Origin of the sequence: Pseudomonas sp. B2M1-30 (assembly GCF_025447575.1) — a bacterium.
Classification (GTDB): domain Bacteria; phylum Pseudomonadota; class Gammaproteobacteria; order Pseudomonadales; family Pseudomonadaceae; genus Aquipseudomonas; species Aquipseudomonas botevensis.
Genome location: NZ_JAOEJT010000001.1, coordinates 142,221 through 163,682, shown reverse-complemented (window position 1 = coordinate 163,682; position 21,462 = coordinate 142,221). Strand labels below are relative to the sequence as shown.

The window sequence follows — 21,462 nt, the reverse complement described above, 5'->3', positions numbered from 1 at the left end:
TTTTCATCCCGCCTTACCCCAGGTTCTTGCCCAGCAGCGCGTGATACAACTCGCTGTCGCCAAGAATCCCCACCACATGATTGTTGTCGTGCAGCACCAGTTTGTTGCCGGTCTGATAACGGATCTGCAACGCATCGCGCATGCCGATATTCGAATCCACCAGCGTCGGCTTGCGTTCCAGCCCTTCGACGGCCTGGCCCGGTGCCCAGTTCTGCAGGTTCAGCACCGAACCGTTCTGCCGCGCGCCCTTGATGGTGTTGCCTTCGGCCAGGTCCAGCCACGAATCGCCGCCCGGATCCAGGCACACCGAACCGTTGATGCGCTTGCAGTTGTCCAGGGTGCGCATCAGGCTGCGGCCGCACAGCACGTTCAGCGGGTTGGTGTGCGCAACGAAGGTACGCACGTAGTCGTCCGCCGGGTTCAGCACGATCTCTTCCGGCACGCTGTACTGGATGATCCGGCCATCCTTCATGATCGCGATGCGGCTGCCCAGTTTCAGGGCTTCATCGAGGTCGTGGCTAACAAACACGATGGTCTTGCTCAGCTTGCGTTGCAGCTCCAGCAACTCGTCCTGAAGACCCTGACGGATCAGCGGGTCGAGTGCCGAGAACGGTTCGTCCATCAGCAGAATGTCGGCGTCCATCGCCAGTGCGCGAGCCAGGCCGACGCGCTGCTGCATGCCGCCGGACAGTTCGTTGGGTTTCTTGTTACGCCACTGGGTCAGGCCCACCAGTTCAAGCTTGTCGTCCACCAGTTTGCGGCGTTCTTTCTCGGGACGGCCCTGCATTTCCAGACCGAAGCTGATGTTCTCGCGAACGGTCAGCCAGGGCATCAGGGCGAATTTCTGGAACACCATCGCAATGCGCTTGGTGCGCATCATTTTCAGTTCGGCCGGACTGCAGGAAGCGATGTCGATCTGCTTGCCTTCGTGCTCGACGAACAGCTTGCCACGGCTCACGGTGTTGAGGCCGTTGATGCAGCGCAGCAGGCTGGATTTGCCGGAGCCGGACAAACCCATCAGTACGCAGATTTCACCTTTTTCGATATCCAGGCTGGCTTTTTCAACGCCGACAATCTGCCCGGTCTTTTTCAGGATCTCGTTACGGGTCATGCCCTGATCCAGCAGCTTGAGCGCCTCGCGCGGATCCTTGGCGAAGATAACGTCAACGTTATCGAAGCGAATAATGCTCATGCGTCACCCCCTACTTTGGCGTCGGGTTGTTTGCAGATACGGTCGAGCATGATCGCCAGCAGTACGATCGCCAGGCCCGCTTCGAAGCCCAGGGCGATATCAGCAGTGTTCAGTGCGTTGACCACCGGTTTGCCGAGTCCGTCGGCGCCTACCAGTGCCGCGATCACCACCATCGACAGCGACAGCATGATGCACTGGGTGATGCCGGCCGCGATGCTCGGCATGGCGTGGGGCAGTTCGATCCGTGAAAGCAATTGGCGACGCGAGCAGCCGAAGGCCTTGCCGGCGTCCATCAGTTCTTCCGGGACATCGCGGATGCCCAGGTAGGTCAGGCGGATCGGCGCGGCGATGGCGAACACCACCGTGGAGATCAGGCCCGGCACCACACCCAGCCCGAAGAGGGTCAGGGTAGGAATGAGGTAAACGAAGGTCGGTACGGTCTGCATCAGATCGAGTACCGGACGCATTAAAGTGTAGAACACCGGCTTGTGCGCCGCGACGATGCCCAGCGGCACGCCGATGACCACGCAGACCAGGGTCGCGAACATGACCTGGGCGAGGGTTTCCATGGTTTCCTGCCAGTACCCCAGGTTGAGGATCAGCAGGAAGGAGGCGACCACGAACGCGGTCAGGCCCCATTTGCGCTGGATGAAGTGGGCCAGCAGGGCGATGAGGCCGATCAGCACCAGCGGGTTGAACCAGGTCAGCGCAAACGTCACGCCGTGGATCATCGTTTCCAGGGTCACGGCGATTGCGTCGAAGGTGCTGGCGCCATGTTGCGTCAACCATTCAACGAAGCCCGCGATGTACTGGCCTAAAGGGATTTTCTGATCAATCAGCATGGTAGTGAACGTCCGCATGCAAGGTAATAAACAGCCCGGGCGGCCGGAGCCGCCCGGCATAAGCGATTACTGGAGCTTCGCTTTCACGGCCTCCAGGCCAGGTTTACCGTCAATGGTGGTCACGCCAGCGAGCCAGGTATCGAGCACTTGTGGATTCTTTTGCAGCCAGGCCTTGGCGGCCGCCTCAGGCTTCATCTTGTCGTCCAGGATGTTGCCCATCAGGGTACTTTCCATGTCGACGGTGAACTCCAGGTTCTTCAGCAACTGACCGACGTTGCTGCATTCCTCGGCGTAACCCTTGCGGGTGTTGGTGAGGACGGTAGCCGCGCCGAAATCCGGGCCGAAGAAGTCGTCGCCGCCGGTCAGGTATTGAATCTTGAAGCGCTTGTTCATCGGATGCGGCGCCCAGCCGAGGAAGACTACGGCGGTGTCGCGCTTCTGCGCACGATCGACCTGCGAGAGCATGCCCGCTTCGCTGGACTCGACGACCTTGAAGCCGGCGTCTTTCAGGCCGAAGGCGTTCTTGTCGATCATGCTCTGGATCAGGCGGTTGCCGTCGTTGCCAGGCTCGATGCCGTAGATCTTGCCGTCGAGTTCTTTCTTGAATTTGGCGATGTCGGCGAAGTCGTGCAGACCTTTGTCATACAGTGCCTGCGGCACGGCGAGGGTGTACTTGGCGCCCTTGAGGTTGGTGCGCACGGTTTCCACGGTGCCGGCGTCGCGGTAGGCCTTGATGTCGTTTTCCATGGTCGGCATCCAGTTGCCGAGGAACACGTCCATGTTCTTGCCGTCGGCCAGGGACTTGTAGGTCACGGGCACGGAAATCATGGTGGTCTTGGTCTTGTAGCCGAGGGCCTGGAGTACGACGGAGGTGGTGGCGGTGGTGGCGGTGATGTCGGTCCAGCCGACATCGGAGAAGTTCACGGTACTGCACTGCGCCGGTTCTGCGGCTTGAGCCAGTAACGGCAGACTCAGCATGGCGGCCAACAACAACGACGGGGAACCTTTCATGGATGGACTCCTTGGTGTTTTTTTTGGCAGTGTTCCGATTGGACCACCGCACTTATAGGTTGCGGTTGGATGGCGTTCTGGAGACAGCTCAACCACGGCGCCTGCAATCGAGTCATAACGATCATGTACCAGTGAAAATCTGTCGCCTACAGGGTGCGTCGTATCCAGTACAGGGATGGTCGCATCCAGTGTCAGTGACGTCGTTTACAGATTTTTTCCGCCCTTTTCGGCCATCTGAGCCGCATAAAAAACGGCGCAAACACGGGCGAAAACCGCTACGGCGTTAGTGGGCATGAGTGCGTCGGTGTCAGACGCCGGACGCCTCGGCAAAAGCCTGATGATGCGGGCATTCCGGCGGGTTGCAGCTTGAGCGTAGCAGCTCCGCCAGCGGGCGCCCGACGCCCTGAACCGGCATCCTCAGGAGCTCTGCAGCAATGGCTATCAGCGTTTTCGACCTGTTCAAGATCGGCATCGGCCCGTCCAGTTCCCACACCGTCGGCCCGATGCGCGCCGCCGCGCTGTTCGTCGAGTCGCTGCGCGAGCGGCACTTGCTCGAACATGTGCGTCGGGTCGAGGTGCAACTGTACGGTTCGCTGTCGGCCACCGGTGTCGGTCACGGCAGCGACAACGCGGTGATCATGGGGCTGATGGGCGAGTGGCCCGACGCGATCGACCCGTCGCAGATCGGCCCACGGATCCAGGCCCTGCGCGAAACCCACACATTGATGCTCGATGGTCGCCTGTCGGTGCCTTTTGTCTGGTCCCGGGACATGCGCCTGATCGACGAGAACCTGCCGTTCCACCCCAACGCCATGACCCTGATCGCCGAAAGCGATCACGGTGAATTGCATCGCGACACCTACTATTCGGTCGGCGGCGGTTTTGTGGTGGACGAGGCGCAAGCCTCCAGCGGCGTGGTGGATCTGGATCGCACGCAATTGCCGTACGACTTTTCCAGCGCGGTCGAGCTGCTGGAACTGTGCAGGAAAAACAACCTGCGGGTCGCCGAACTGATGATGGCCAACGAAAAGGTCTGGCGCAGCGAGGAAGAAATCCGCGCGGGGCTGATGAAGCTCTGGCGGGCGATGCAGGATTGCGTGGAGCACGGCCTCAAGCACGAAGGGATTCTGCCCGGCGGCCTGAATGTGCGGCGCCGCGCGGCGAAGTTGCACCGCAGCCTGCAGGAATTGAACAAGCCCAACGTGATCGGCTCGACCCTCAGCGCCATGGAGTGGGTCAACCTGTTCGCCCTCGCCGTGAACGAAGAGAACGCGGCGGGCGGGCGCATGGTCACGGCGCCGACCAATGGCGCGGCCGGGATCATTCCGGCGGTGTTGCACTACTTTATGAAGTTCAGCGAGGCGGTGACTGACGCCAACGTCGTCGACTATTTCCTCGGGGCGGCGGCGGTGGGCATCCTGTGCAAGAAAAACGCCTCTATCTCCGGCGCTGAAGTCGGTTGCCAGGGCGAGGTCGGTTCGGCGTGCGCGATGGCGGCGGCGGGGCTGGCGGAGATTCTTGGCGCGACGCCGGAACAATTGTGCAACGCGGCGGAAATCGGCCTGGAGCACAACCTCGGCCTGACCTGCGACCCGGTGGGCGGCCTGGTCCAGGTGCCGTGCATCGAGCGCAACGCGATTGCGGCGGTGAAAGCGATCAACGCGGCGCAGATGGCTTTGCGTGGCGATGGCCAGCACTTCATCTCGCTTGACCGGGTGATCCGCACCATGCGCGATACCGGCGCGGACATGCATGACAAATACAAAGAAACGTCGCGCGGCGGCTTGGCGGTGAGTGCGGTTGAGTGTTGAGTCGCTAAGACCCGGTTGAATGCTTCGCGAGCCGGCCCGCTCCCGCATTGGAATGTTTTGTCCATGTGGGACGGGCCTGCTCGCGAAGGCGCCAACCCGGTCAAAACTGCGCGTAAAGTGAACACCCACGATAAATCGCGCCACCTTTTAGCGCGTCGCAATCAGATAAGAGTCCTTCCCACCTTCAGGGACTTTTACACGGCGGCTACCGTCCGTCCCCTGTGCCAGCGGTGACACTCCCCGCCATCTGCGCGCAGGCCAGTTCCCACAAGTGCTACCGATTTGCTCACACGCAACGGGGCAGGGCTTTCAGCGCCATCGATGGCACTTCGAGACAGCTTTCTTCCAGCGACTTGTATAGACGCATCGCGACGTCGTTTTCAGGAGTTATTGAACACGTATTCAATTTTAGGCATGGCAATTGCTCTGTCATAACAAAGCCCCGTCTCACGCAAGAGAACGATGGCAATAACAAGAGCCTCCGCCTGAGGCCATCACCTGCTTTGTGTGAGGAGATACCGCGATGACGTCGTTCAACTCCGGGGCTCAACCCCAGAACCGTGCGCCTCAATCCATCGGCTTTCTGCTGCTGGACAATTTCACGCTGATTTCCCTGGCTTCCGCAGTCGAACCGCTGCGCATGGCCAACCAGTTGTCCGGTCGCGAGCTGTATCGCTGGAGCACCCTCACCGTCGATGGCGGTCAGGTCTGGGCCAGTGACGGTTTGCAGATCACGCCCGATGCCTCCATGCACAAAGCACCGCCCCTCGATACCGTGATTGTCTGCGGCGGGATCGGCATTCAACGCACCGTTACCCGTGAACACGTTTCCTGGCTGCAAAGCCAGGCGCGCCAGTCCCGTCGCCTTGGCGCCGTGTGCACCGGCAGTTGGGCGCTGGCCTGCGCCGGCCTGCTCGACGGTTTTGACTGCAGCGTCCATTGGGAATGTCTGGCGGCCATGCAGGAAGCTTTCCCGCGCGTGGCCATGAGCACGCGTCTGTTCACCCTCGACCGTAACCGTTTCACCAGCTCCGGCGGCACCGCGCCGCTGGACATGATGCTGCACCTGATCAGCCGCGATCACGGCCGCGAACTGTCCGCCGCGATCTCGGAAATGTTCGTCTACGAACGCATCCGCAACGAGCAGGATCACCAGCGTGTGCCGCTCAAGCACATGCTCGGCACCAACCAGCCGAAGCTGCAGGAAATCGTCGCGCTGATGGAAGCCAACCTCGAAGAGCCGATAGACCTCGACGAACTGGCGGTGTACGTCTCCGTGTCCCGTCGACAGCTGGAGCGGCTGTTCCAGAAGTACCTGCACTGCTCGCCGTCGCGCTACTACCTCAAGCTGCGCCTGATCCGCGCCCGGCAACTGCTCAAGCAGACGCCGATGTCGATCATCGAGGTGGCTTCGGTCTGTGGTTTCGTGTCGACGCCGCACTTCTCCAAGTGCTACCGCGAGTACTTCGGCATTCCGCCGCGTGATGAGCGCGTGGGCTCCAATACCACCCAGCAGGTGGCGATGATGCCGCTGCCGCAGGCGATCGTGCTGTCGCCGCTGTCGGGTCCGATGTCGGCGTTGAGCCAGGCGCGCAACGAGTCGACGTTTGCCAGCGTAAGGCTCTGAAACCTGGGCGCGCTCTTCGCGAGCAAGCCCGCTCCCACAACTGAAAGAGTGCGGGAGCGGACTTGCTCGCGAAGGCGGGTTATCAGGCGCTGCGGCTTTGCTGATATTGCGCCAGGGCCGGCAGCAACTGCTTGTCGAAAGCCTCGCGCACGGCGGGCAGGATGGTTGCGCTGCTGGTGTACATGTCCTTGACCATTCTGCGCAGGTCGTTGGCCCGAACATCATCCAGGCCGCGCACGGCATATTCGCAGGCCTGCTCGGCGGTTGAGCCGTAAGGCACCTCGAAACCCAATGCCTTGAGCTGTCCCAGCAAATCTTCCTGATCGATCAAATCGGCATACATCATTTGGCGAATCCTTGTTTGGCAACGGAGGTCGTGGCTCGATTCTGGTAGGCACGGGAAGTGGCGGCAAGGGTGTTTTGTCGCAGTGTCCACATTGACTATGAGCATGTCGTTTTCGGCTAACTTGCCGTGTGGGGGAGTGGGCACACTGACCCCAGCTCGCTTCACGAAGGTTTGGTCACCCTCGCTTGGCAGCTCCTCAACAGTACCCTCTGCCCCGATCCTGTCACGGCTTGCATCGGGGCTTTTTTTGCCTGTGAATCGAGGGGACTGGGTGGCGGAGCGGGCCTCTTCGCGAGCAAGCCCGCTCTCACGGGCTTAGCGTTGCAGCACCAGAATCCGCGACAACAACTCGTCACGGTCGATGTAGCAGCCCTGGAAGTGCCGTGCCCCGGTGGCGGGGTCGAAGGCATTGCGCGCGTGCAGGGTGCGGCGGTTGTCGAAGCACCAGAGTTCGCCTGGATTGAGCCGTTGCATCAGGCGAAAGCGTGGTTCGCGGGTCATCGCGATGAAGCGCCGGTACGCCTGGTACAGCCGTGGCATTTGCTCCACCGATGTCTCGAACGCTCCGCGCAGGAAGTTGGCCATGCGGATCTCCGTGACCCGCCCCAGCGCATCCATGGCAATGATCGGCGCCAGGCAGCGATAGTCGCTGTGGCGATCCTTGTTGCGAAACTCCACAGGGATTTCGCACAGGGCCTGGAACGACGCCGGGTCCTCGTGGCGCAACGCCTCGGCAATCGCAAAACCGTCGACAAAAATACTCTCGCCACCCTTGGCGTCATTCACCAGGCAATGCAGGAATTGCAGTCCCGGTTGCAGCTCGCGGGTCGGCAGGTCGGTGTGCAGCGGCAGGTTGAATGCGGTGTAGGCATTGCTGTCGGCGTCGGCCTTGGATTGCACGTTGAACAGCACACCGAAATTGCTCTCGCGAATGAACGAAATGCGTTGGGCGACGGTTTTCAGCGATCCGGGCTCGGCAGGCACGCCACGCACCTGGGTCAGGCCGATATCGCGCACCGCCAGCAGCCATTGCAGCAGGGCGGTGTTGTCGTTCATCAGTGCCGTGTAGTCGAACACCGGCAGCTGCAAATCGCTGCGCCACAGATATGCCTTGGGCTTGGCCGCCAACCGTTCATTGCGCGACTCGTCGTCGTAGGCATGGGCGCGCAGCCAACCGGCATCGAAGCGGCTGAGATGGCCGTCCTGCCAGTCAATGCGCAGGCAGCCGTCGGTGTCGATGTGCGCCGCATCGGGATGCAGCTCCGGTGCGGCATCGACGATCTCGAACACCTGCTCGCGGGTGACGTTGTAGACGCATTGCGGGCACGGGCAGTTGTCCCGCAGCCAGACATGGTGGAACGGGCTGATGCGACCATCGGCCCATTTGATCAACACACGGTCCGCCAGGGTCTGCACGCCGCTCAGCGCGCTGATCAACGGATAAGTACGGAAATCGGCAACAGCGGCAGCGGTGTTCATGGCGGCTCCTTGCGATGGATGAGATTTACCGTGCTGGCGGCAGGGCGATGACCCGGCCGATATAAGCGGGAGCGGGCAGGTCGGCCTGCTCGGCGACGATGGCTTGCAGGCGCTCCAGAGTGTCGGGGCTGAACGGCGCCGAACGCGGCCCGGCGAGGTCGACGTGGAGCAGCATCTGTTCGTTGCCCGCCAGTTCCTTGTCGCCGCCGGCCAGGTGCAGGCTGTGGTAGAGGTGCAGGCGTTTCTGGTCGTGGCCGATTACCTGCGTGCGCACTTCGACCTCGGCGTCGAGCTTCACTTCATGCAGGTAGTTGAGGTGCAGTTCGAGGGTGAACAGCGAGTTGCCGCTGGCTTCGCGGTTGTTGCTGTCCATGCCGAGGCGATCCATCAGGGCGTCGGTGGCGTAACTGAAGATCAGCAGGTAGAAGGCGTCGCGCAGGTGGCCGTTGTAGTCGACCCAGTCGGGGATGATGCGGGTTTGGTAGGTGGTGAGGGTGGGCATGGTCGGGTTCCGCCAGATAGTGGTTGAGTGGCTGCAGGATTTACCCCCTCACCCCAGCCCTCTCCCCCGGGGGGGAGAGGGGGAAAGGGAGCCGATCGGGGCTTTCAATGCCTGTGTTCGGCTTGGTGCTTGAGGTCGGCGTCGTTCGGAAGAACAGCACGATCAGTCCCCTCTGTAGGGTGAGGGCAGCGGTTTTCAAGCCAGACACATCACTCGCTGAAACTCATTCCGTGCTTTTCTTTGGTGGTCTTCACCGCTTCCAGCACCGCCAGCAGGCAGTCGTCACGATAGCGCTCCAGCGCCGAAATGCTGTGGCGACCCAACTGTTCGCCGGTGCCGTCCACCACGTCGTCGATCAGCTTGTCGGTCAGTTCCGGCGCCGGCAGATACGTCCAGGGCAACTGCAACGCCGGGCCGAACTGCGACATGAAGTGGCGCATGCCGGCATCCCCCCCGGCCAGGGTGTAGGTCAGGAACGTGCCCATGAACGACCAGCGCAGGCCTGCGCCAAAGCGGATCGCATCGTCGATTTCACCGGTGGTTGCCACGCCGTCGTTGACCAGGTGCAGCGCCTCGCGCCACAGCGCTTCGAGCAGGCGGTCGGCGATGAACCCCGGGACTTCCTTGCGCACATGCAGCGGGCGCATGCCGAGGGATTCGTAGACCTTCATCGCGGCTTGCACCACCTCCGGCGCGGTGTTCTTGCCGCCGACCACTTCCACCAGCGGCAACAGGTAAACCGGGTTGAACGGATGGCCGACCACGCAGCGTTCCGGGTGGGTCGAACTCTCGTAGAACTCGCTGGGCAACAGGCCCGAGGTGCTGGAGCCGATCAGTGCGTCGGGCTTGGCGGCGGCGCTGATTTTGCTGTGCAGATCGAGTTTCAGTTCCAGGCGTTCCGGCGCGCTTTCCTGGATGAAATCCGCGTCGCGTACGCATTCTTCGATTGTTGCGACAAAGCGCAGGCGATCCTGCGAGGCACCCGGCGCCAGGCCGTTTTTCTCCAATGCGCCCCAGGCGTTGGCCACGCGTTTGCGCAGCGCCGCCTCGGCACCCGGCGCGGGGTCCCAGGCCACTACGTCGAGGCCATGGGCGAGGGCGCGCGCGACCCAGCCGCTGCCGATGACACCGCTGCCCAGCGCGGCGAAGGTTTTGATTTCGGTGATAAAGCTCATGGTCACTTCCTGGAATAAGGCAAAAAAACGGTGGGAGCCAATTGCCCTCCCACCGGGGGAAAGGAGGATTTCAGCCGCGCTGGGTCAGGCCCATTTTCTTGCGGCCCTCGGCCGGGGTCAGCACGCGGGCGCCGAGGCGGCTGAGGATTTCGCTGGCGCGTTCGACCAGTTGACCGTTGGTCGCCAGCACGCCCTTGTCGAGCCACAGGTTGTCTTCCAGCCCGACCCGCACGTTGCCGCCCAGCAGCACCGCTTGCGCGGCCATCGGCATTTGCATGCGGCCGATGCCGAAACCGGCCCACACCGCCTCGGCCGGCAGGTTGTCGACCATGGCTTTCATGGTGGTGGTGTCCGCCGGAGCGCCCCACGGGATGCCCAGGCACAACTGGAACAGCGGGTTGTCGAGCAGGCCTTCCTTGATCATCTGCTTGGCGAACCACAGGTGACCGGTGTCGAAAATCTCCAGCTCGGCTTTCACGCCCAGCTCGGTGATGCGCTTGGCGCCGGCCCGCAGCTGCGCCGGGGTGGAGACGTAAATGGTGTCGCCGTCGCCGAAGTTCAGGGTGCCGCAATCGAGGGTGCAGATTTCCGGCAGCAGCTCCTCGACATGGGCCAGCCGGGTCAGCGGGCCGACCAGGTCGGTGTTCGGGCCGAACTCCATCGGCCGCTCGCCCGGGCCGATTTCCAGGTCGCCACCCATGCCGGCGGTGAGGTTGACGATGATGTCGACGTCAGCCTCGCGGATGCGCTCCATCACCTCGCGATACAACGCCACGTCCCGACTGAACTTGCCGGTCTGCGGGTCGCGGACGTGGCAATGCACGACCGTGGCGCCGGCCTTGGCGGCTTCCACCGCAGCGGCGGCGATCTGCTTTGGCGTGACCGGCACGTGGGGGCTCTTGGCGGTCGTGTCGCCAGCACCGGTGAGTGCGCAGGTGATGATGACGTCGTGGTTCATGAGGCGGTTTCCTTCAGGCGTGATGGGTCTGTTCGCAGCCCCGTGCGGGCTGCGAAGTGGTTCATTGGTTGCGGTTTATTTGCTGGTGAGCTGGAGGTTTTCAGCCGCCGGTTTGCCATCAAAGGTCGTTACGCCTTCGAGCCAGCGCTGCTTGTCCTGCGGGTGATCCTTGAGCCACTGTTTGGCCGACTCGAAGGCGTCCTTGTGATCGAGCAGCGGCTGCATCATCCGGCTCTCGTCTTCGGCGGTGAACGTCAGGTTGCTCAGCAGGCGACTGACGTTCGGGCACTGATCGGCGTATTTCGGCGCGGTGACCGTCCAGACGGTGGCCATGCCTTCGTTCGGGCCGAGGGCGTCGTCGCTGCCGGTCAGATAAGTCATCTGCACGTTGACGTTCATCGGGTGCGGTGCCCAGCCGAAGAACACCACGGCTTCCTTGCGGCGCACGGCGCGATCGACGGCGGCGAGCATCCCGGCTTCGCTGGACTCGACCAGTTGGAACTTGCCGAGGCCGAACTGGTTCTTGGCGATCATTGCCTTGATCTGGGTGTTGGCGCCGGACCCCGGCTCGATACCGTAGATCTTGCCGCCCAGTTCCTTCTCGAACTTGGCGATGTCGGCGAAGGTTTTCAGGCCCTTGTCGGCCAGGTAGGTCGGCACGGCGAGGGTGGCGCGGGCGTCCTTCAGGCTTGGGGCTTCGAGGACCTTGAGCTGGTTGGCGTCGACGAACGGGGTGATGGTCTGGGTCATCAGCGGGTTCCAGTAGCCGAGGAACAGATCCAGACGCTGGTCGCGGATCCCGGCGAAGACGATTTGCTGGGAGGCGCTGGTCTGTTTGGTGCTGTAGCCGAGGCCGTCGAGCAGTACCTGGGCCATGGTACTGGTGGCGATCACGTCCGTCCAGTTGACGACGCCCATGCGCACGTTCTGGCACGACGCGGGCTCGGCCGCCATGACGCTGGTGCTCAACAAGGCGGTACCACTGAGTGCAAGAACACAGCTGCTGATCAGTCGTTTCATGTCGGGGTTCCTCGGCAGGTCGTTATTGTGGTTCCGGTCATCTGATGCGCCGGTGGTGCCAAGTTACGCAGCTGCCAGCCTGTGAAAACGCACTGCGGCGACCAGCTCTTGCACTGCAGCGACCTGCGCTCTTGAACCGTGACGACAAACGGCGTATCAACGAGCCACGCTACCCGCCAACCGAGTGCGCGCCATGTCCCAGGATTTCTACTTTCTGTTGCTGCCGGGTTTCTCGGCGATCGGTTTTATCTCGGCGATCGAGCCGCTGCGGGTGGCCAACCGCTTTCGCGGCGAGCTGTACCGCTGGCATGTGCTGAGCGCCGATGGCGGCGCGGTGCTGGCGAGCAATGGCATGTCGGTCAACGCCGACGCTGCGCTGGAACCGCTGAAAAAAGGCGCGACGCTGCTGGTGATCGCCGGTTTCGAACCACTGAAGTTCGCCACCCCGGCGCTGGAACATTGGCTGCGACGACTGGACAAGGAGGGCGTGACCCTCGGCGCCATCGACACCGGCAGCTTCGTTCTCGCCGAAGCCGGCCTGCTCGACGGCCATCGCCTGACCCTGCACTGGGAGGCGATCGACGCCTTCAAGGAATCTTATCCACAGCTCAGCGTCACCCAGGAACTGTTCGAAATCGACCGCCGCCGCATCACCTCGGCCGGCGGCACCGCCTCCATCGATCTGATGCTCGACCTGATCGCCCAGGCCCACGGCCCGCAACTGGCGATCCAGGTCAGCGAACAATTCGTGCTCGGCCGCATCCGCCCGCGCAAGGACCACCAGCGCATGGAAGTCGCCACGCGTTACGGCATCAGCAACAAGAAACTGGTTCATGTGATTGGTGAAATGGAGCAGCACAGCGAACCGCCGCTGACCACCCTGGAACTGGCGGAGTCGATCAAGGTGACGCGACGACAACTGGAGCGCTTGTTTCGCCTGCACCTGAATGACACGCCGAGCAATTTCTACCTGCGGTTGAGGCTGGAGAAGGCGCGGCAGTTGCTGCGCCAGACCGACATGAGCGTGCTGGAAGTCAGCATCGCCTGCGGGTTCGAATCACCGTCGTATTTCACCCGCAGCTACCGGGCGCGGTTTGCGAGGTGTCCACGGGAAGACCGGCGTACCACTCAGGCTTAAAGTCAATGTGGGAGCAAGCCCCGCTCCCACATTGGATGGCGTTACTTCTTGAGCAAAGCCGAGCAGGCCGCTTTGTAAGCCTCATGCTGATACTTGTTCAGCGTCCCCGGCAGCTCGACATTGTGTTTCTTGATCTGGGCGTTGATCGTCTGCGGCGACACCAGCGTCACCTCGCACCCGTCCAGCAACTGAAACACACCCTCGATCTTGAACGTGGTCGGCCCGCCGGCAAACTCGCCTTTCTTGCTGCGCTTCTTGATCGCGATCCGATCAACGGAGTTCTCGCGCACGAATGACGCCACCTGAGCCGCGAACAGTTTGACGTTGGCCGTCTCGTCGTCATCGTCCAGGGCGATCTTCTTGGTGTTGAGCGCAACGTGGCTCAGGCTCGCACCGTCGAGGGACGCCACGGCGATGATCGCTTCGCTGCCTTTTATTTCAATGCCGCAGATGTTCATGAGAATCCCTTGATTGGCTGAATGAGTGCAGCTTACAGCTCAAGCTGATTGGCGGTGATGCCAAATGCCGCTGCAATTTTCTCGCGGGTGGCCTTGCGTGGCTTTGCAATGGTTTCCTGCTGGGCAAAGGCAGGCTGCGAAATGCCCATGCGCCGAGCCACTTCCTCTTGGGTCAGGTTGAGATGCTCGCGCCAGGCGCGAACCGGGAGGGCGCCATCAACGATGCGGCTAACGACCTCGTGGGGAATCATGCTTTCCATCTTCGATTCACTCCTGCCCAATCGACTCCAGAAACTCCGACCGCTCGTCACTCATCCGCGCCACGCAGTCGTTCTGCGCGATCTTGAAGGCCTTGCTGCCTTCGGTCGCGGGGAAGGCTTCTACGGCGCAGTCGGCGTCGCGGGTTTTCAGCCATTGTTGCTGGGCGGTCTTGAGTTTGGTGGTGATGTCGTTCAGTTGCGACGGGTTTTTGCCGTAGGCCGTCTGCATGCGGTCGGCCAGGCTTTTGTAGTTGTCCTTGAGCAGGTCTTCGGCGGTGGTGCGGCTGTAGGTCGAGCATTCCAGAGTCTGGACGTCGTTTTCCACCGCGTCGCACGGGTTGTTGTCGGATTCTTCGGCGGCGTGTACGCCGGTCGCAATCAGGGCCAGGGCCAGGAAGATCGATTTCATTGTTGTCGCCGCTCTAATCCAGTGGTGTTTCCAAGATGCGGAGGATTCTGGCTCAAGCTTGCGGGCTTGAACAGGTGGCTGGTCGGGACGGTTGGCGACCCTTTGTCGCGGATTGACGCTTTCGGCAATTCCCCTGTCGTTTTTGCACCCGGCTGCCCCTGCACCGAGGCATATGCTGGCCCCAAAGCGCCGGCAGACGATTCGGCGCATGAATCGACAATAAGGGGACGCCTGATGAGCCCAGCCGAATTACACGCCGACAGCATCGTTATCGACGGTCTGATCATTGCCAAATGGAACCGCGAGCTGTTCGAAGACATGCGCAAGGGCGGTCTGACGGCAGCCAACTGCACCGTGTCGGTGTGGGAGGGCTTTCAGGCCACGGTCAACAATATTGCCGCCAGTCAGAAACTGATCCGCGAAAACAGCGATCTGGTGATGCCGGTGCGCACCACCGCCGACATCCGTCGCGCCAAGGAGCAGGGCAAGACCGGCATCCTCTTCGGCTTCCAGAACGCCCACGCCTTCGAAGACCAGATCGGCTATGTCGAGGTGTTCAAGCAGCTCGGCGTCGGCATCGTGCAGATGTGCTACAACACCCAGAACCTGGTGGGCACCGGTTGCTACGAGCGTGACGGCGGCCTGTCGGGCTTCGGTCGCGAAATCGTTGCCGAGATGAACCGCGTCGGGGTCATGTGCGACCTGTCCCACGTCGGTTCCAAGACCTCCGAGGAAGTCATCCTCGAATCGAAAAAACCGGTCTGCTATTCCCACTGCCTGCCGTCGGGGCTCAAGGAGCACCCGCGCAACAAGTCCGATGAAGAACTGAAGTTCATCGCCGACCACGGCGGCTTCGTCGGCGTGACCATGTTTGCGCCGTTCCTCGCCAAGGGCATCGACTCGACCATCGACGATTACGCCGAAGCCATCGAGTACACCATGAACATCGTCGGCGAAGACGCCATCGGCATCGGCACCGACTTCACCCAGGGTCACGGTCAGGACTTCTTCGAATACCTGACCCACGACAAGGGCTACGCCCGCCGTCTGACCAGTTTCGGCAAGATCATCAACCCGCTGGGCATCCGCACCGTCGGCGAGTTCCCGAACCTGACCGAAACCCTGCTCAAGCGCGGCCATTCCGAGCGCGTGGTACGCAAGATCATGGGCGAGAACTGGGTCAACGTCTTGAAAGATGTTTGGGGCGAATAAGCCACCGCACTTCTGAATCCTTTCCCCCGGCCGTCCGCGCCGGGGGCAACACAACAAATTTTCTGGAGTTGAGTTTCCATGGCCAAGATCGCCCCGCAATTGCCAATCGAAGTCGACAGCGAGACCGGTATCTGGACGTCCGATGCCCTGCCGATGCTGTACGTGCCACGGCATTTTTTCGTCAACAACCACATCGGCATCGAGGAAGTGCTGGGCGCCGAAGCCTATGCCGAAATCCTCTACAAGGCCGGCTACAAGTCCGCCTGGCACTGGTGTGAAAAGGAAGCCGAATGCCACGGCCTGGAAGGCGTCGCGGTGTTCGAACACTACATGAAACGCCTGTCGCAACGCGGCTGGGGCCTGTTCAAGATCCAGGACATCGACCTCGACAAAGGCACCGCCAGCGTCAAGCTCGAACACTCCGCATTTGTCTACGTCTACGGCAAGGTCGGGCGCAAGGTCGACTACATGTTCACCGGCTGGTTTGCCGGAGCGATGGACCAGATCCTCGCCGCACGCGGCAGCAAGATCCGCACCGTGGCCGAGCAGGTCTACGGTGGCTCCGAAGAAGGCCACGACGACGGCCTGTTCACCGTCAAGCCGTTGTAAGTCGAGGAACCCGCCATGGCTTTCGAAGCAATGTTCCAGCCGATCCAGATCGGCAAACTGACCATCCGCAACCGCGTGCTCAGCACCGCGCACGCCGAGGTCTATGCGACCGACGGCGGCATGACCACCGACCGGTACGTCAAGTATTACGAAGAGAAGGCCAAGGGCGGGATCGGCCTGGCGATCTGCGGCGGTTCGTCCGTGGTCGCCATCGACAGCCCGCAGGAATGGTGGAGCTCGGTGAACCTGTCCACCGACCGCATCATTCCGCATTTCCAGAATCTGGCCGACGCCATGCACAAGCACGGCGCCAAGATCATGATCCAGATTACCCACATGGGCCGCCGCTCGCGCTGGGACGGTTTCAACTGGCCAACCCTGATGTCGCCGTCCGGCGTGCGTGAGCCGGTGCACCGTGCCACCTGCAAGACCATCGAGCCGGAAGAAATCTGGCGGGTGATCGGCAACTACGCGCAAGCGGCCCGTCGTGCCAAGGCCGGCGGTCTGGACGGTGTCGAACTGTCGGCCGTGCACCAGCACATGATCGACCAGTTCTGGAGCCCGCGCGTCAACAAGCGTACCGACGAATGGGGCGGCACCTTCGAAGGCCGGATGAAGTTCGGTCTGGAAGTGTTGAAGGCCGTGCGCGCCGAAGTCGGTGACGATTTCTGCGTGGGCATGCGCATCTGCGGTGACGAATTCCACCCGGATGGCCTGTCCCACGAGGACATGAAGCAGATTGCCAAGTATTACGACGACACCGGCATGCTCGATTTCATCGGCGTCGTGGGGTCGGGTTGTGACACCCACAACACCCTGGCCAACGTGATTCCGAACATGAGTTATCCACCGGAGCCGTTCCTGCACCTGGCGGCCGGGATCAAGGAAGTGGTCAAGGTTCCGGTGCTGCACGCGCAGAACATCAAGGACCCGAACCAGGCTACGCGGATCCTGGAGGGCGGTTACGTCGACATGGTCGGCATGACCCGCGCGCACATCGCCGACCCGCACCTGATCGCCAAGATCAAGATGGGTCAGGTCGACCAGATCAAACAGTGCGTCGGCGCCAACTACTGCATCGACCGTCAGTACCAGGGTCTGGACGTGCTGTGCATTCAGAACGCCGCGACCTCCCGTGAATACATGGGGCTGCCGCACATCATCGAGAAAACCACCGGGGTCAAACGCAAAGTGGTGGTGGTCGGTGCCGGCCCTGCCGGGATGGAGGCTGCCCGTGTAGCCGCCGAGCGGGGCCACGACGTGACCCTGTTCGAGAAGAAAGAGTTCATCGGCGGACAGATCACCACGGCATCGAAAGCGCCGCAGCGTGACCAGATCGCCGGTATCACCCGCTGGTATCAACTGGAACTGGCGCGCCTGAAAGTCGACCTGCGTCTGGGCACCGCCGCCGACGCGCCGACCATTCTGGACCTGCGTCCGGACGTGGTGGTGCTGGCGGTCGGCGGTCATCCGTTCATCGAGCAGAACGAACACTGGGGTGCCGCCGAAGGGCTGGTGGTCAGCAGCTGGGACGTGCTCGACGGCAAGGTCGCGCCGGGCAAAAACGTGCTGGTCTACGACACCATCTGCGAATTCACCGGCATGTCCACCGCTGACTTCATTGCCGACAAGGGCAGCCAGGTCGAGATCGTCACCGACGACATCAAGCCGGGCGTGGCGATCGGCGGTACGTCGTTCCCGACCTACTACCGCAGCATGTACCCCAAAGAAGTGATCATGACCGGCGACATGATGCTGGAGAAGGTCTACCGCGAAGGCGACAAGCTGGTGGCAGTGCTGGAAAACGAATACACCGGCGCCAAAGAGGAGCGGGTGGTGGACCAGGTGGTGATCGAGAACGGCGTGCGCCCGGACGAAGCGATCTACTACGCGATGAAGGAAGGTTCGCGCAACAAGGGCCAGATCGACGTCGAAGCCCTGTTCGCGATCAAGCCGCAGCCATGCCTGGAGCAGAGCGGCGACGGCTACCTGCTGTTCCGCATCGGCGACTGCGTGGCCCAGCGTAACGTCCACGCGGCGATCTACGACGCGCTGCGGTTGTGCAAAGACTTCTAAAGGCTTGCACATGACCCTGTGGGCGCGGGCTTGTGCGCGAAAGCGGTGGGTCAGTCAAGGCAGATGTGACTGACAGCATGCATTCGCGGGCAAGCCCGCTCCCACGGGACCGGACAAGGCATCTCGACCTGCAAGACCCTGCGGTCTTTGGGAGCTTCACCTATGTTGAACACCCTTCTTCCAATCCTGTTGTTTGCCGCCCTGGGCCTGGGTGTCCTCGGCGCGTTGCGGCGGGTGGCCATGTGGCGTCGGGGCCGGGCCTCGAAGGTCGATCTGATCGGCGGTCTGTTCGCCATGCCCAAGCGCTACATGGTCGACCTGCACCATGTCGTGGCGCGGGACAAATACATCGCCAACACCCACGTCGCCACGGCGGGCGGGGCGGTGGCGTCGATTGTGCTGGCGATCCTGGTACACGGTTTCGGCCTGCATAACCGCATTCTCGGCTATGCGCTGCTGCTGATGTCGGCGGTGATGTTCGTTGGCGCCATCTTCGTTTACCTGCGTCGACGCAACCCGCCGTCGCGGCTGTCGAAAGGTCCGTGGATGCGCCTGCCGAAAAGCCTGCTGGCGTTTTCCGCGTCGTTCTTCCTGGTGACCCTGCCGGTGGCCGGGATCCTGCCGGAGAACTTCGGCGGCTGGGTGCTGGCGGTGATTCTCGGGATCGGTGTGCTGTGGGGCGTGTCGGAGCTGTTCTTCGGCATGACCTGGGGCGGGCCGATGAAACACGCCTTCGCCGGTGCCCTGCACCTGGCCTGGCACCGTCGCGCCGAGCGCTTCGGCGGCGGACGCTCCACCGGTTTGAAACCGCTGGATCTCAATGACCCGGCTGCACCGCTGGGGGTGGAAAAACCCAAGGACTTCACCTGGAACCAGTTGCTCGGCTTCGACGCCTGCGTGCAGTGCGGCAAGTGCGAAGCAGCGTGCCCGGCGTTCGCTGCCGGCCAGCCGCTGAACCCGAAAAAACTCATCCAGGACATGGTCGTCGGCCTGGCTGGCGGCAGCGATGCCAAATTTGCCGGCAGCCCGTATCCCGGCAAGCCAATCGGTGAACACTCGGGCAATCCGCATCAACCGATCGTCAATGGTCTGGTCGACGCCGAAACCCTGTGGTCCTGCACCACTTGCCGCGCCTGCGTCGAGGAATGCCCGATGATGATCGAGCACGTCGACGCCATCGTCGACATGCGCCGCCATCTGACGCTGGAAAAGGGCGCGACCCCGAACAAGGGCGCCGAAGTCCTGGAGAACCTGATCGCCACCGACAACCCCGGCGGCTTCGCACCGGGCGGGCGGATGAACTGGGCGGCGGATCTGAACCTCAATCTGCTCAGCGACAAGAAGTCCACCGACGTGCTGTTCTGGGTCGGCGACGGCGCCTTCGACATGCGCAACCAGCGCACCCTGCGCGCCTTCGTCAAAGTGCTGAAAGCGGCAAAAATCGACTTCGCCGTGCTCGGCCTCGAAGAACGCGACAGCGGCGACGTGGCTCGCCGGCTCGGCGATGAGGCGACGTTCCAGTTGCTCGCCAGGCGCAATATCCAGACCCTGGCCAAATACAGCTTCAACCGCATCGTCACCTGCGACCCGCACAGCTTCCATGTGCTGAAAAACGAGTACGGCGCCTTCGACGGCAACTACCTCGTGCAACACCACAGCACCTACATGGCGGAGATCATTCAGGCCGGTGCGCTGAACCTCGGGCAGCACAAAGGCGACAGCGTCACTTATCACGATCCGTGCTACCTCGGCCGCTACAACGGCGAGTACGAGGCGCCGCGTCAGGTACTGCGCGCCCTCGGCATCGAGGTCAAGGAAATGCAACGCTCCGGCTTCCGCTCGCGCTGCTGCGGCGGTGGTGGCGGGGCGCCGATCACCGACATTCCGGGCAAGCAGCGGATCCCCGACATGCGCATGGAAGACATCCGCGAGACCGGTGCCGAACTGGTGGCGGTGGGTTGTCCACAATGCACGGCGATGCTCGAAGGCGTGGTCGAGCCGCGTCCGCTGATCAAGGACATCGCCGAACTGGTGGCCGATGCGTTGCTTGAAGACGAAACGCCGAAGTCCGCCTCGGCGACCAAACGTGAACCTGCGGAGGTGCATTGATGAGCGACATTATCCGCCGCGACCCACGCGCCGAATGGATCGCCCGTAACCGTCTGCATCCGCTGCACGCAGCCATGCAACCGGCGCAACACAGCTGGATGGGGCCTAACGGCATCGTCCGCAAGAATCTGCATGGGATCGGCTTCATCGGCCCCAACGGCATCAAGCGTATCGACCGCAGCGGCGCCCAGCAGGGTGGGGCGGTCAAACGCTCGGCGGCAGTGGAAGTGCAATTGCCGCTGCATCAGGTGCCGGCGCCGGCGTTCTACATCAGCGTGGTGCCGGACATGGTCGGCGGCCGCCTGAGCAGCCACGACCGCGACCTGCTCGGTCTTGCCCATCAACTGGCCGGCAGTGACGGCGCGGTGTTGGCCGTGGTGTTCGGCGAGCACAAGGAAAGCGCTTTCGCCACGGCGGGTGTTGACCGTCTGCTGGTGCTCGACGGTGATGAATTCAGCGGTTATGCCCCGGAACAACGGGTGCAGGGCCTGCGGGCTGTGGATAACCAGTTCAATCCGCGTCACTGGCTGCTGCCGGACAGCCGCAGCGGTGGCGGTGAGTTGGGCCGACGCTTTGCCGCTGCGCTGGGCGAGCGTCCGGCGACGCGGGTCTGGCAGGTCAAGGATCAGGAATGCATCGGCCGTGCTGGCGCCGGGTTGCAAGACCTGGCCCGGCCGTTGGGTCGCTTGATCCTGGCCTCGGCGGAATGTGCGGAACCGGTCAGCGAAACCCGCCACGAAGCGCTGCCGGTGGAGTTGTCCACAAGTGTCGCGCGCAGCCTGTCGCGGATCGAGGATCTGGGCGCGGTGGCGGTGGACCCGGCGGCGATTCCGATGGCCGAGGCGGAGTTCATCTTCTCCGGCGGCAACGGGGTCAAGGACTGGGCGCTGTTCCACGAGACGGCTGCCGCACTCGGCGCCACCGAAGGCGCCTCGCGGGTGGCAGTGGACGATGGCTTCATGGCTCGCGATCGCCAGGTCGGTGCGTCCGGAACCTGGGTCACCGCGCGGGTGTACGTGGCGGTGGGCATCTCCGGGGCGATCCAGCACCTGCAAGGCATCGGCGCCTGCGACAAGGTGGTGGCGATCAACCTCGATGCCGGTTGCGACATGATCAAGCGCGCTGATTTGTCGGTGATCGGCGAGAGCGCGGAGATTCTGCAGGCCTTGATCGCGGCGGTGGCGGCTTACCGCAATGAAGCCAAGCGCGATGCGGCTTAAGGGAAGGA

19 protein-coding genes and 1 pseudogene are annotated in these 21,462 nt (G+C 62.4%); 8 read left to right on the top strand and 12 right to left on the bottom strand.

Annotation, left to right across the window (positions count from 1 at the left end; genetic code table 11):
• Positions 1-13: 13 nt before the first annotated feature.
• From choV to N8H74_RS00690, 3 genes are all read right to left on the bottom strand, one after another.
• Entirely contained in the window at positions 14-1,192 is a 1,179-nt protein-coding gene (choV, locus tag N8H74_RS00700) for a choline ABC transporter ATP-binding protein (protein WP_207863756.1), read from the bottom strand.
• The gene (gene choW / locus N8H74_RS00695; protein WP_217829496.1) at positions 1,189-2,034 is read right to left on the bottom strand and encodes a choline ABC transporter permease subunit; all 846 of its coding nucleotides are present in this window, start codon (positions 2,032-2,034) and stop codon (positions 1,189-1,191) included. The genes choV and choW overlap by 4 nt, the downstream gene beginning before the upstream one ends.
• Positions 2,035-2,100: 66 nt before the next feature.
• Entirely contained in the window at positions 2,101-3,045 is a 945-nt protein-coding gene (locus N8H74_RS00690) for a choline ABC transporter substrate-binding protein (RefSeq protein ID WP_217829497.1), read from the bottom strand.
• Positions 3,046-3,479: 434 nt separating this feature from the next.
• Here N8H74_RS00690 and N8H74_RS00685 point away from each other — a divergent pair, with 434 nt between their 5' ends.
• Both N8H74_RS00685 and N8H74_RS00680 read left to right on the top strand, forming a co-directional pair.
• Positions 3,480-4,856, top strand: coding sequence for an L-serine ammonia-lyase (locus N8H74_RS00685; protein WP_262145834.1), 1,377 nt, complete (start codon positions 3,480-3,482; stop codon positions 4,854-4,856).
• Between the two features lie 523 nt (positions 4,857-5,379).
• Positions 5,380-6,483, top strand: a complete 1,104-nt coding sequence (locus tag N8H74_RS00680) for a GlxA family transcriptional regulator (RefSeq protein WP_217829499.1) — start codon at positions 5,380-5,382, stop codon at positions 6,481-6,483.
• Between the two features lie 82 nt (positions 6,484-6,565).
• Here N8H74_RS00680 and N8H74_RS00675 read toward each other — a convergent pair whose 3' ends face one another.
• The 6 genes from N8H74_RS00675 to choX all read right to left on the bottom strand — a co-directional run bounded on the left by N8H74_RS00675 (position 6,566) and on the right by choX (position 11,963).
• Positions 6,566-6,829 (bottom strand): hypothetical protein, encoded by a 264-nt coding sequence (locus tag N8H74_RS00675; protein ID WP_217829500.1) that lies wholly within the window; start codon positions 6,827-6,829, stop codon positions 6,566-6,568.
• Positions 6,830-7,144: 315 nt separating this feature from the next.
• Positions 7,145-8,308: a gamma-butyrobetaine dioxygenase gene (locus tag N8H74_RS00670; protein ID WP_262145833.1), complete on the bottom strand. Its 1,164-nt coding sequence runs from the start codon at positions 8,306-8,308 to the stop codon at positions 7,145-7,147.
• Positions 8,309-8,333: 25 nt separating this feature from the next.
• Positions 8,334-8,810, bottom strand: a complete 477-nt coding sequence (locus tag N8H74_RS00665; protein ID WP_217829502.1) for a thioesterase family protein — start codon at positions 8,808-8,810, stop codon at positions 8,334-8,336.
• A 209-nt stretch (positions 8,811-9,019) separates the two neighbouring features.
• A complete protein-coding gene (locus N8H74_RS00660; protein WP_262145832.1) occupies positions 9,020-9,985 on the bottom strand; it encodes an L-carnitine dehydrogenase in 966 nt (321 codons plus the stop codon).
• Positions 9,986-10,055: 70 nt separating this feature from the next.
• Complete coding sequence (locus N8H74_RS00655; protein ID WP_217829504.1) at positions 10,056-10,943, bottom strand: 3-keto-5-aminohexanoate cleavage protein; 888 nt, start codon at positions 10,941-10,943, stop codon at positions 10,056-10,058.
• Positions 10,944-11,018: 75 nt separating this feature from the next.
• Positions 11,019-11,963, bottom strand: coding sequence for a choline ABC transporter substrate-binding protein (gene choX, locus N8H74_RS00650; RefSeq protein ID WP_262145830.1), 945 nt, complete (start codon positions 11,961-11,963; stop codon positions 11,019-11,021).
• Positions 11,964-12,156: 193 nt separating this feature from the next.
• On the opposite strand from choX, the gene N8H74_RS00645 reads away from it, so the two are divergent.
• Positions 12,157-13,101: a GlxA family transcriptional regulator gene (locus tag N8H74_RS00645; protein ID WP_262145829.1), complete on the top strand. Its 945-nt coding sequence runs from the start codon at positions 12,157-12,159 to the stop codon at positions 13,099-13,101.
• Positions 13,102-13,142: 41 nt separating this feature from the next.
• On the opposite strand, the gene N8H74_RS00640 is transcribed toward N8H74_RS00645, so the two are convergent.
• The 3 genes and pseudogenes from N8H74_RS00640 to N8H74_RS00630 all read right to left on the bottom strand — a co-directional run bounded on the left by N8H74_RS00640 (position 13,143) and on the right by N8H74_RS00630 (position 14,228).
• Positions 13,143-13,559, bottom strand: coding sequence for a DUF3010 family protein (locus N8H74_RS00640; protein WP_262145828.1), 417 nt, complete (start codon positions 13,557-13,559; stop codon positions 13,143-13,145).
• Positions 13,560-13,591: 32 nt separating this feature from the next.
• Positions 13,592-13,822: pseudogene (locus N8H74_RS00635) on the bottom strand (helix-turn-helix transcriptional regulator); the annotation flags it as partial.
• A gap of 4 nt (positions 13,823-13,826) precedes the next feature.
• A complete protein-coding gene (locus N8H74_RS00630) occupies positions 13,827-14,228 on the bottom strand; it encodes a lysozyme inhibitor LprI family protein (protein ID WP_217829510.1) in 402 nt (133 codons plus the stop codon).
• A 234-nt stretch (positions 14,229-14,462) separates the two neighbouring features.
• On the opposite strand from N8H74_RS00630, the gene N8H74_RS00625 reads away from it, so the two are divergent.
• The 5 genes from N8H74_RS00625 (at position 14,463) to N8H74_RS00605 (ending at position 21,454) form a co-directional block, all read left to right on the top strand.
• Positions 14,463-15,440 (top strand): dipeptidase, encoded by a 978-nt coding sequence (locus N8H74_RS00625; protein WP_027610650.1) that lies wholly within the window; start codon positions 14,463-14,465, stop codon positions 15,438-15,440.
• Between the two features lie 78 nt (positions 15,441-15,518).
• A complete protein-coding gene (locus tag N8H74_RS00620; protein ID WP_217829511.1) occupies positions 15,519-16,049 on the top strand; it encodes a DUF5943 domain-containing protein in 531 nt (176 codons plus the stop codon).
• A gap of 15 nt (positions 16,050-16,064) precedes the next feature.
• A complete protein-coding gene (dgcA, locus tag N8H74_RS00615; RefSeq protein WP_217829512.1) occupies positions 16,065-18,125 on the top strand; it encodes a dimethylglycine demethylation protein DgcA in 2,061 nt (686 codons plus the stop codon).
• A gap of 162 nt (positions 18,126-18,287) precedes the next feature.
• Complete coding sequence (gene dgcB, locus N8H74_RS00610; protein ID WP_262145826.1) at positions 18,288-20,234, top strand: dimethylglycine demethylation protein DgcB; 1,947 nt, start codon at positions 18,288-18,290, stop codon at positions 20,232-20,234.
• Entirely contained in the window at positions 20,234-21,454 is a 1,221-nt protein-coding gene (locus N8H74_RS00605) for an electron transfer flavoprotein subunit alpha/FixB family protein (protein ID WP_262145825.1), read from the top strand. Before dgcB ends, N8H74_RS00605 begins: the two co-directional genes overlap by 1 nt.
• The last annotated feature ends 8 nt before the right edge of the window (positions 21,455-21,462 follow it).

What these genes read in the sequence shown, in the direction of transcription:
- dgcB (WP_262145826.1), top strand. Translation starts at nt 18,288, where the DNA reads ATGTTGAACACCCTTCTTCCAATCCTGTTGTTTGCCGCCCTGGGCCTG.
- N8H74_RS00640 (WP_262145828.1), bottom strand. Translation starts at nt 13,559, where the DNA reads ATGAACATCTGCGGCATTGAAATAAAAGGCAGCGAAGCGATCATCGCC.
- N8H74_RS00630 (WP_217829510.1), bottom strand. Translation starts at nt 14,228, where the DNA reads ATGAAATCGATCTTCCTGGCCCTGGCCCTGATTGCGACCGGCGTACAC.
- N8H74_RS00605 (WP_262145825.1), top strand. Translation starts at nt 20,234, where the DNA reads ATGAGCGACATTATCCGCCGCGACCCACGCGCCGAATGGATCGCCCGT.
- choX (WP_262145830.1), bottom strand. Translation starts at nt 11,963, where the DNA reads ATGAAACGACTGATCAGCAGCTGTGTTCTTGCACTCAGTGGTACCGCC.
- N8H74_RS00675 (WP_217829500.1), bottom strand. Translation starts at nt 6,829, where the DNA reads ATGATGTATGCCGATTTGATCGATCAGGAAGATTTGCTGGGACAGCTC.
- N8H74_RS00645 (WP_262145829.1), top strand. Translation starts at nt 12,157, where the DNA reads ATGTCCCAGGATTTCTACTTTCTGTTGCTGCCGGGTTTCTCGGCGATC.
- N8H74_RS00690 (WP_217829497.1), bottom strand. Translation starts at nt 3,045, where the DNA reads ATGAAAGGTTCCCCGTCGTTGTTGTTGGCCGCCATGCTGAGTCTGCCG.
- choV (WP_207863756.1), bottom strand. Translation starts at nt 1,192, where the DNA reads ATGAGCATTATTCGCTTCGATAACGTTGACGTTATCTTCGCCAAGGAT.
- N8H74_RS00680 (WP_217829499.1), top strand. Translation starts at nt 5,380, where the DNA reads ATGACGTCGTTCAACTCCGGGGCTCAACCCCAGAACCGTGCGCCTCAA.
- N8H74_RS00620 (WP_217829511.1), top strand. Translation starts at nt 15,519, where the DNA reads ATGGCCAAGATCGCCCCGCAATTGCCAATCGAAGTCGACAGCGAGACC.
- N8H74_RS00660 (WP_262145832.1), bottom strand. Translation starts at nt 9,985, where the DNA reads ATGAGCTTTATCACCGAAATCAAAACCTTCGCCGCGCTGGGCAGCGGT.
- dgcA (WP_217829512.1), top strand. Translation starts at nt 16,065, where the DNA reads ATGGCTTTCGAAGCAATGTTCCAGCCGATCCAGATCGGCAAACTGACC.
- N8H74_RS00670 (WP_262145833.1), bottom strand. Translation starts at nt 8,308, where the DNA reads ATGAACACCGCTGCCGCTGTTGCCGATTTCCGTACTTATCCGTTGATC.
- N8H74_RS00625 (WP_027610650.1), top strand. Translation starts at nt 14,463, where the DNA reads ATGAGCCCAGCCGAATTACACGCCGACAGCATCGTTATCGACGGTCTG.
- choW (WP_217829496.1), bottom strand. Translation starts at nt 2,034, where the DNA reads ATGCTGATTGATCAGAAAATCCCTTTAGGCCAGTACATCGCGGGCTTC.
- N8H74_RS00655 (WP_217829504.1), bottom strand. Translation starts at nt 10,943, where the DNA reads ATGAACCACGACGTCATCATCACCTGCGCACTCACCGGTGCTGGCGAC.
- N8H74_RS00665 (WP_217829502.1), bottom strand. Translation starts at nt 8,810, where the DNA reads ATGCCCACCCTCACCACCTACCAAACCCGCATCATCCCCGACTGGGTC.
- N8H74_RS00685 (WP_262145834.1), top strand. Translation starts at nt 3,480, where the DNA reads ATGGCTATCAGCGTTTTCGACCTGTTCAAGATCGGCATCGGCCCGTCC.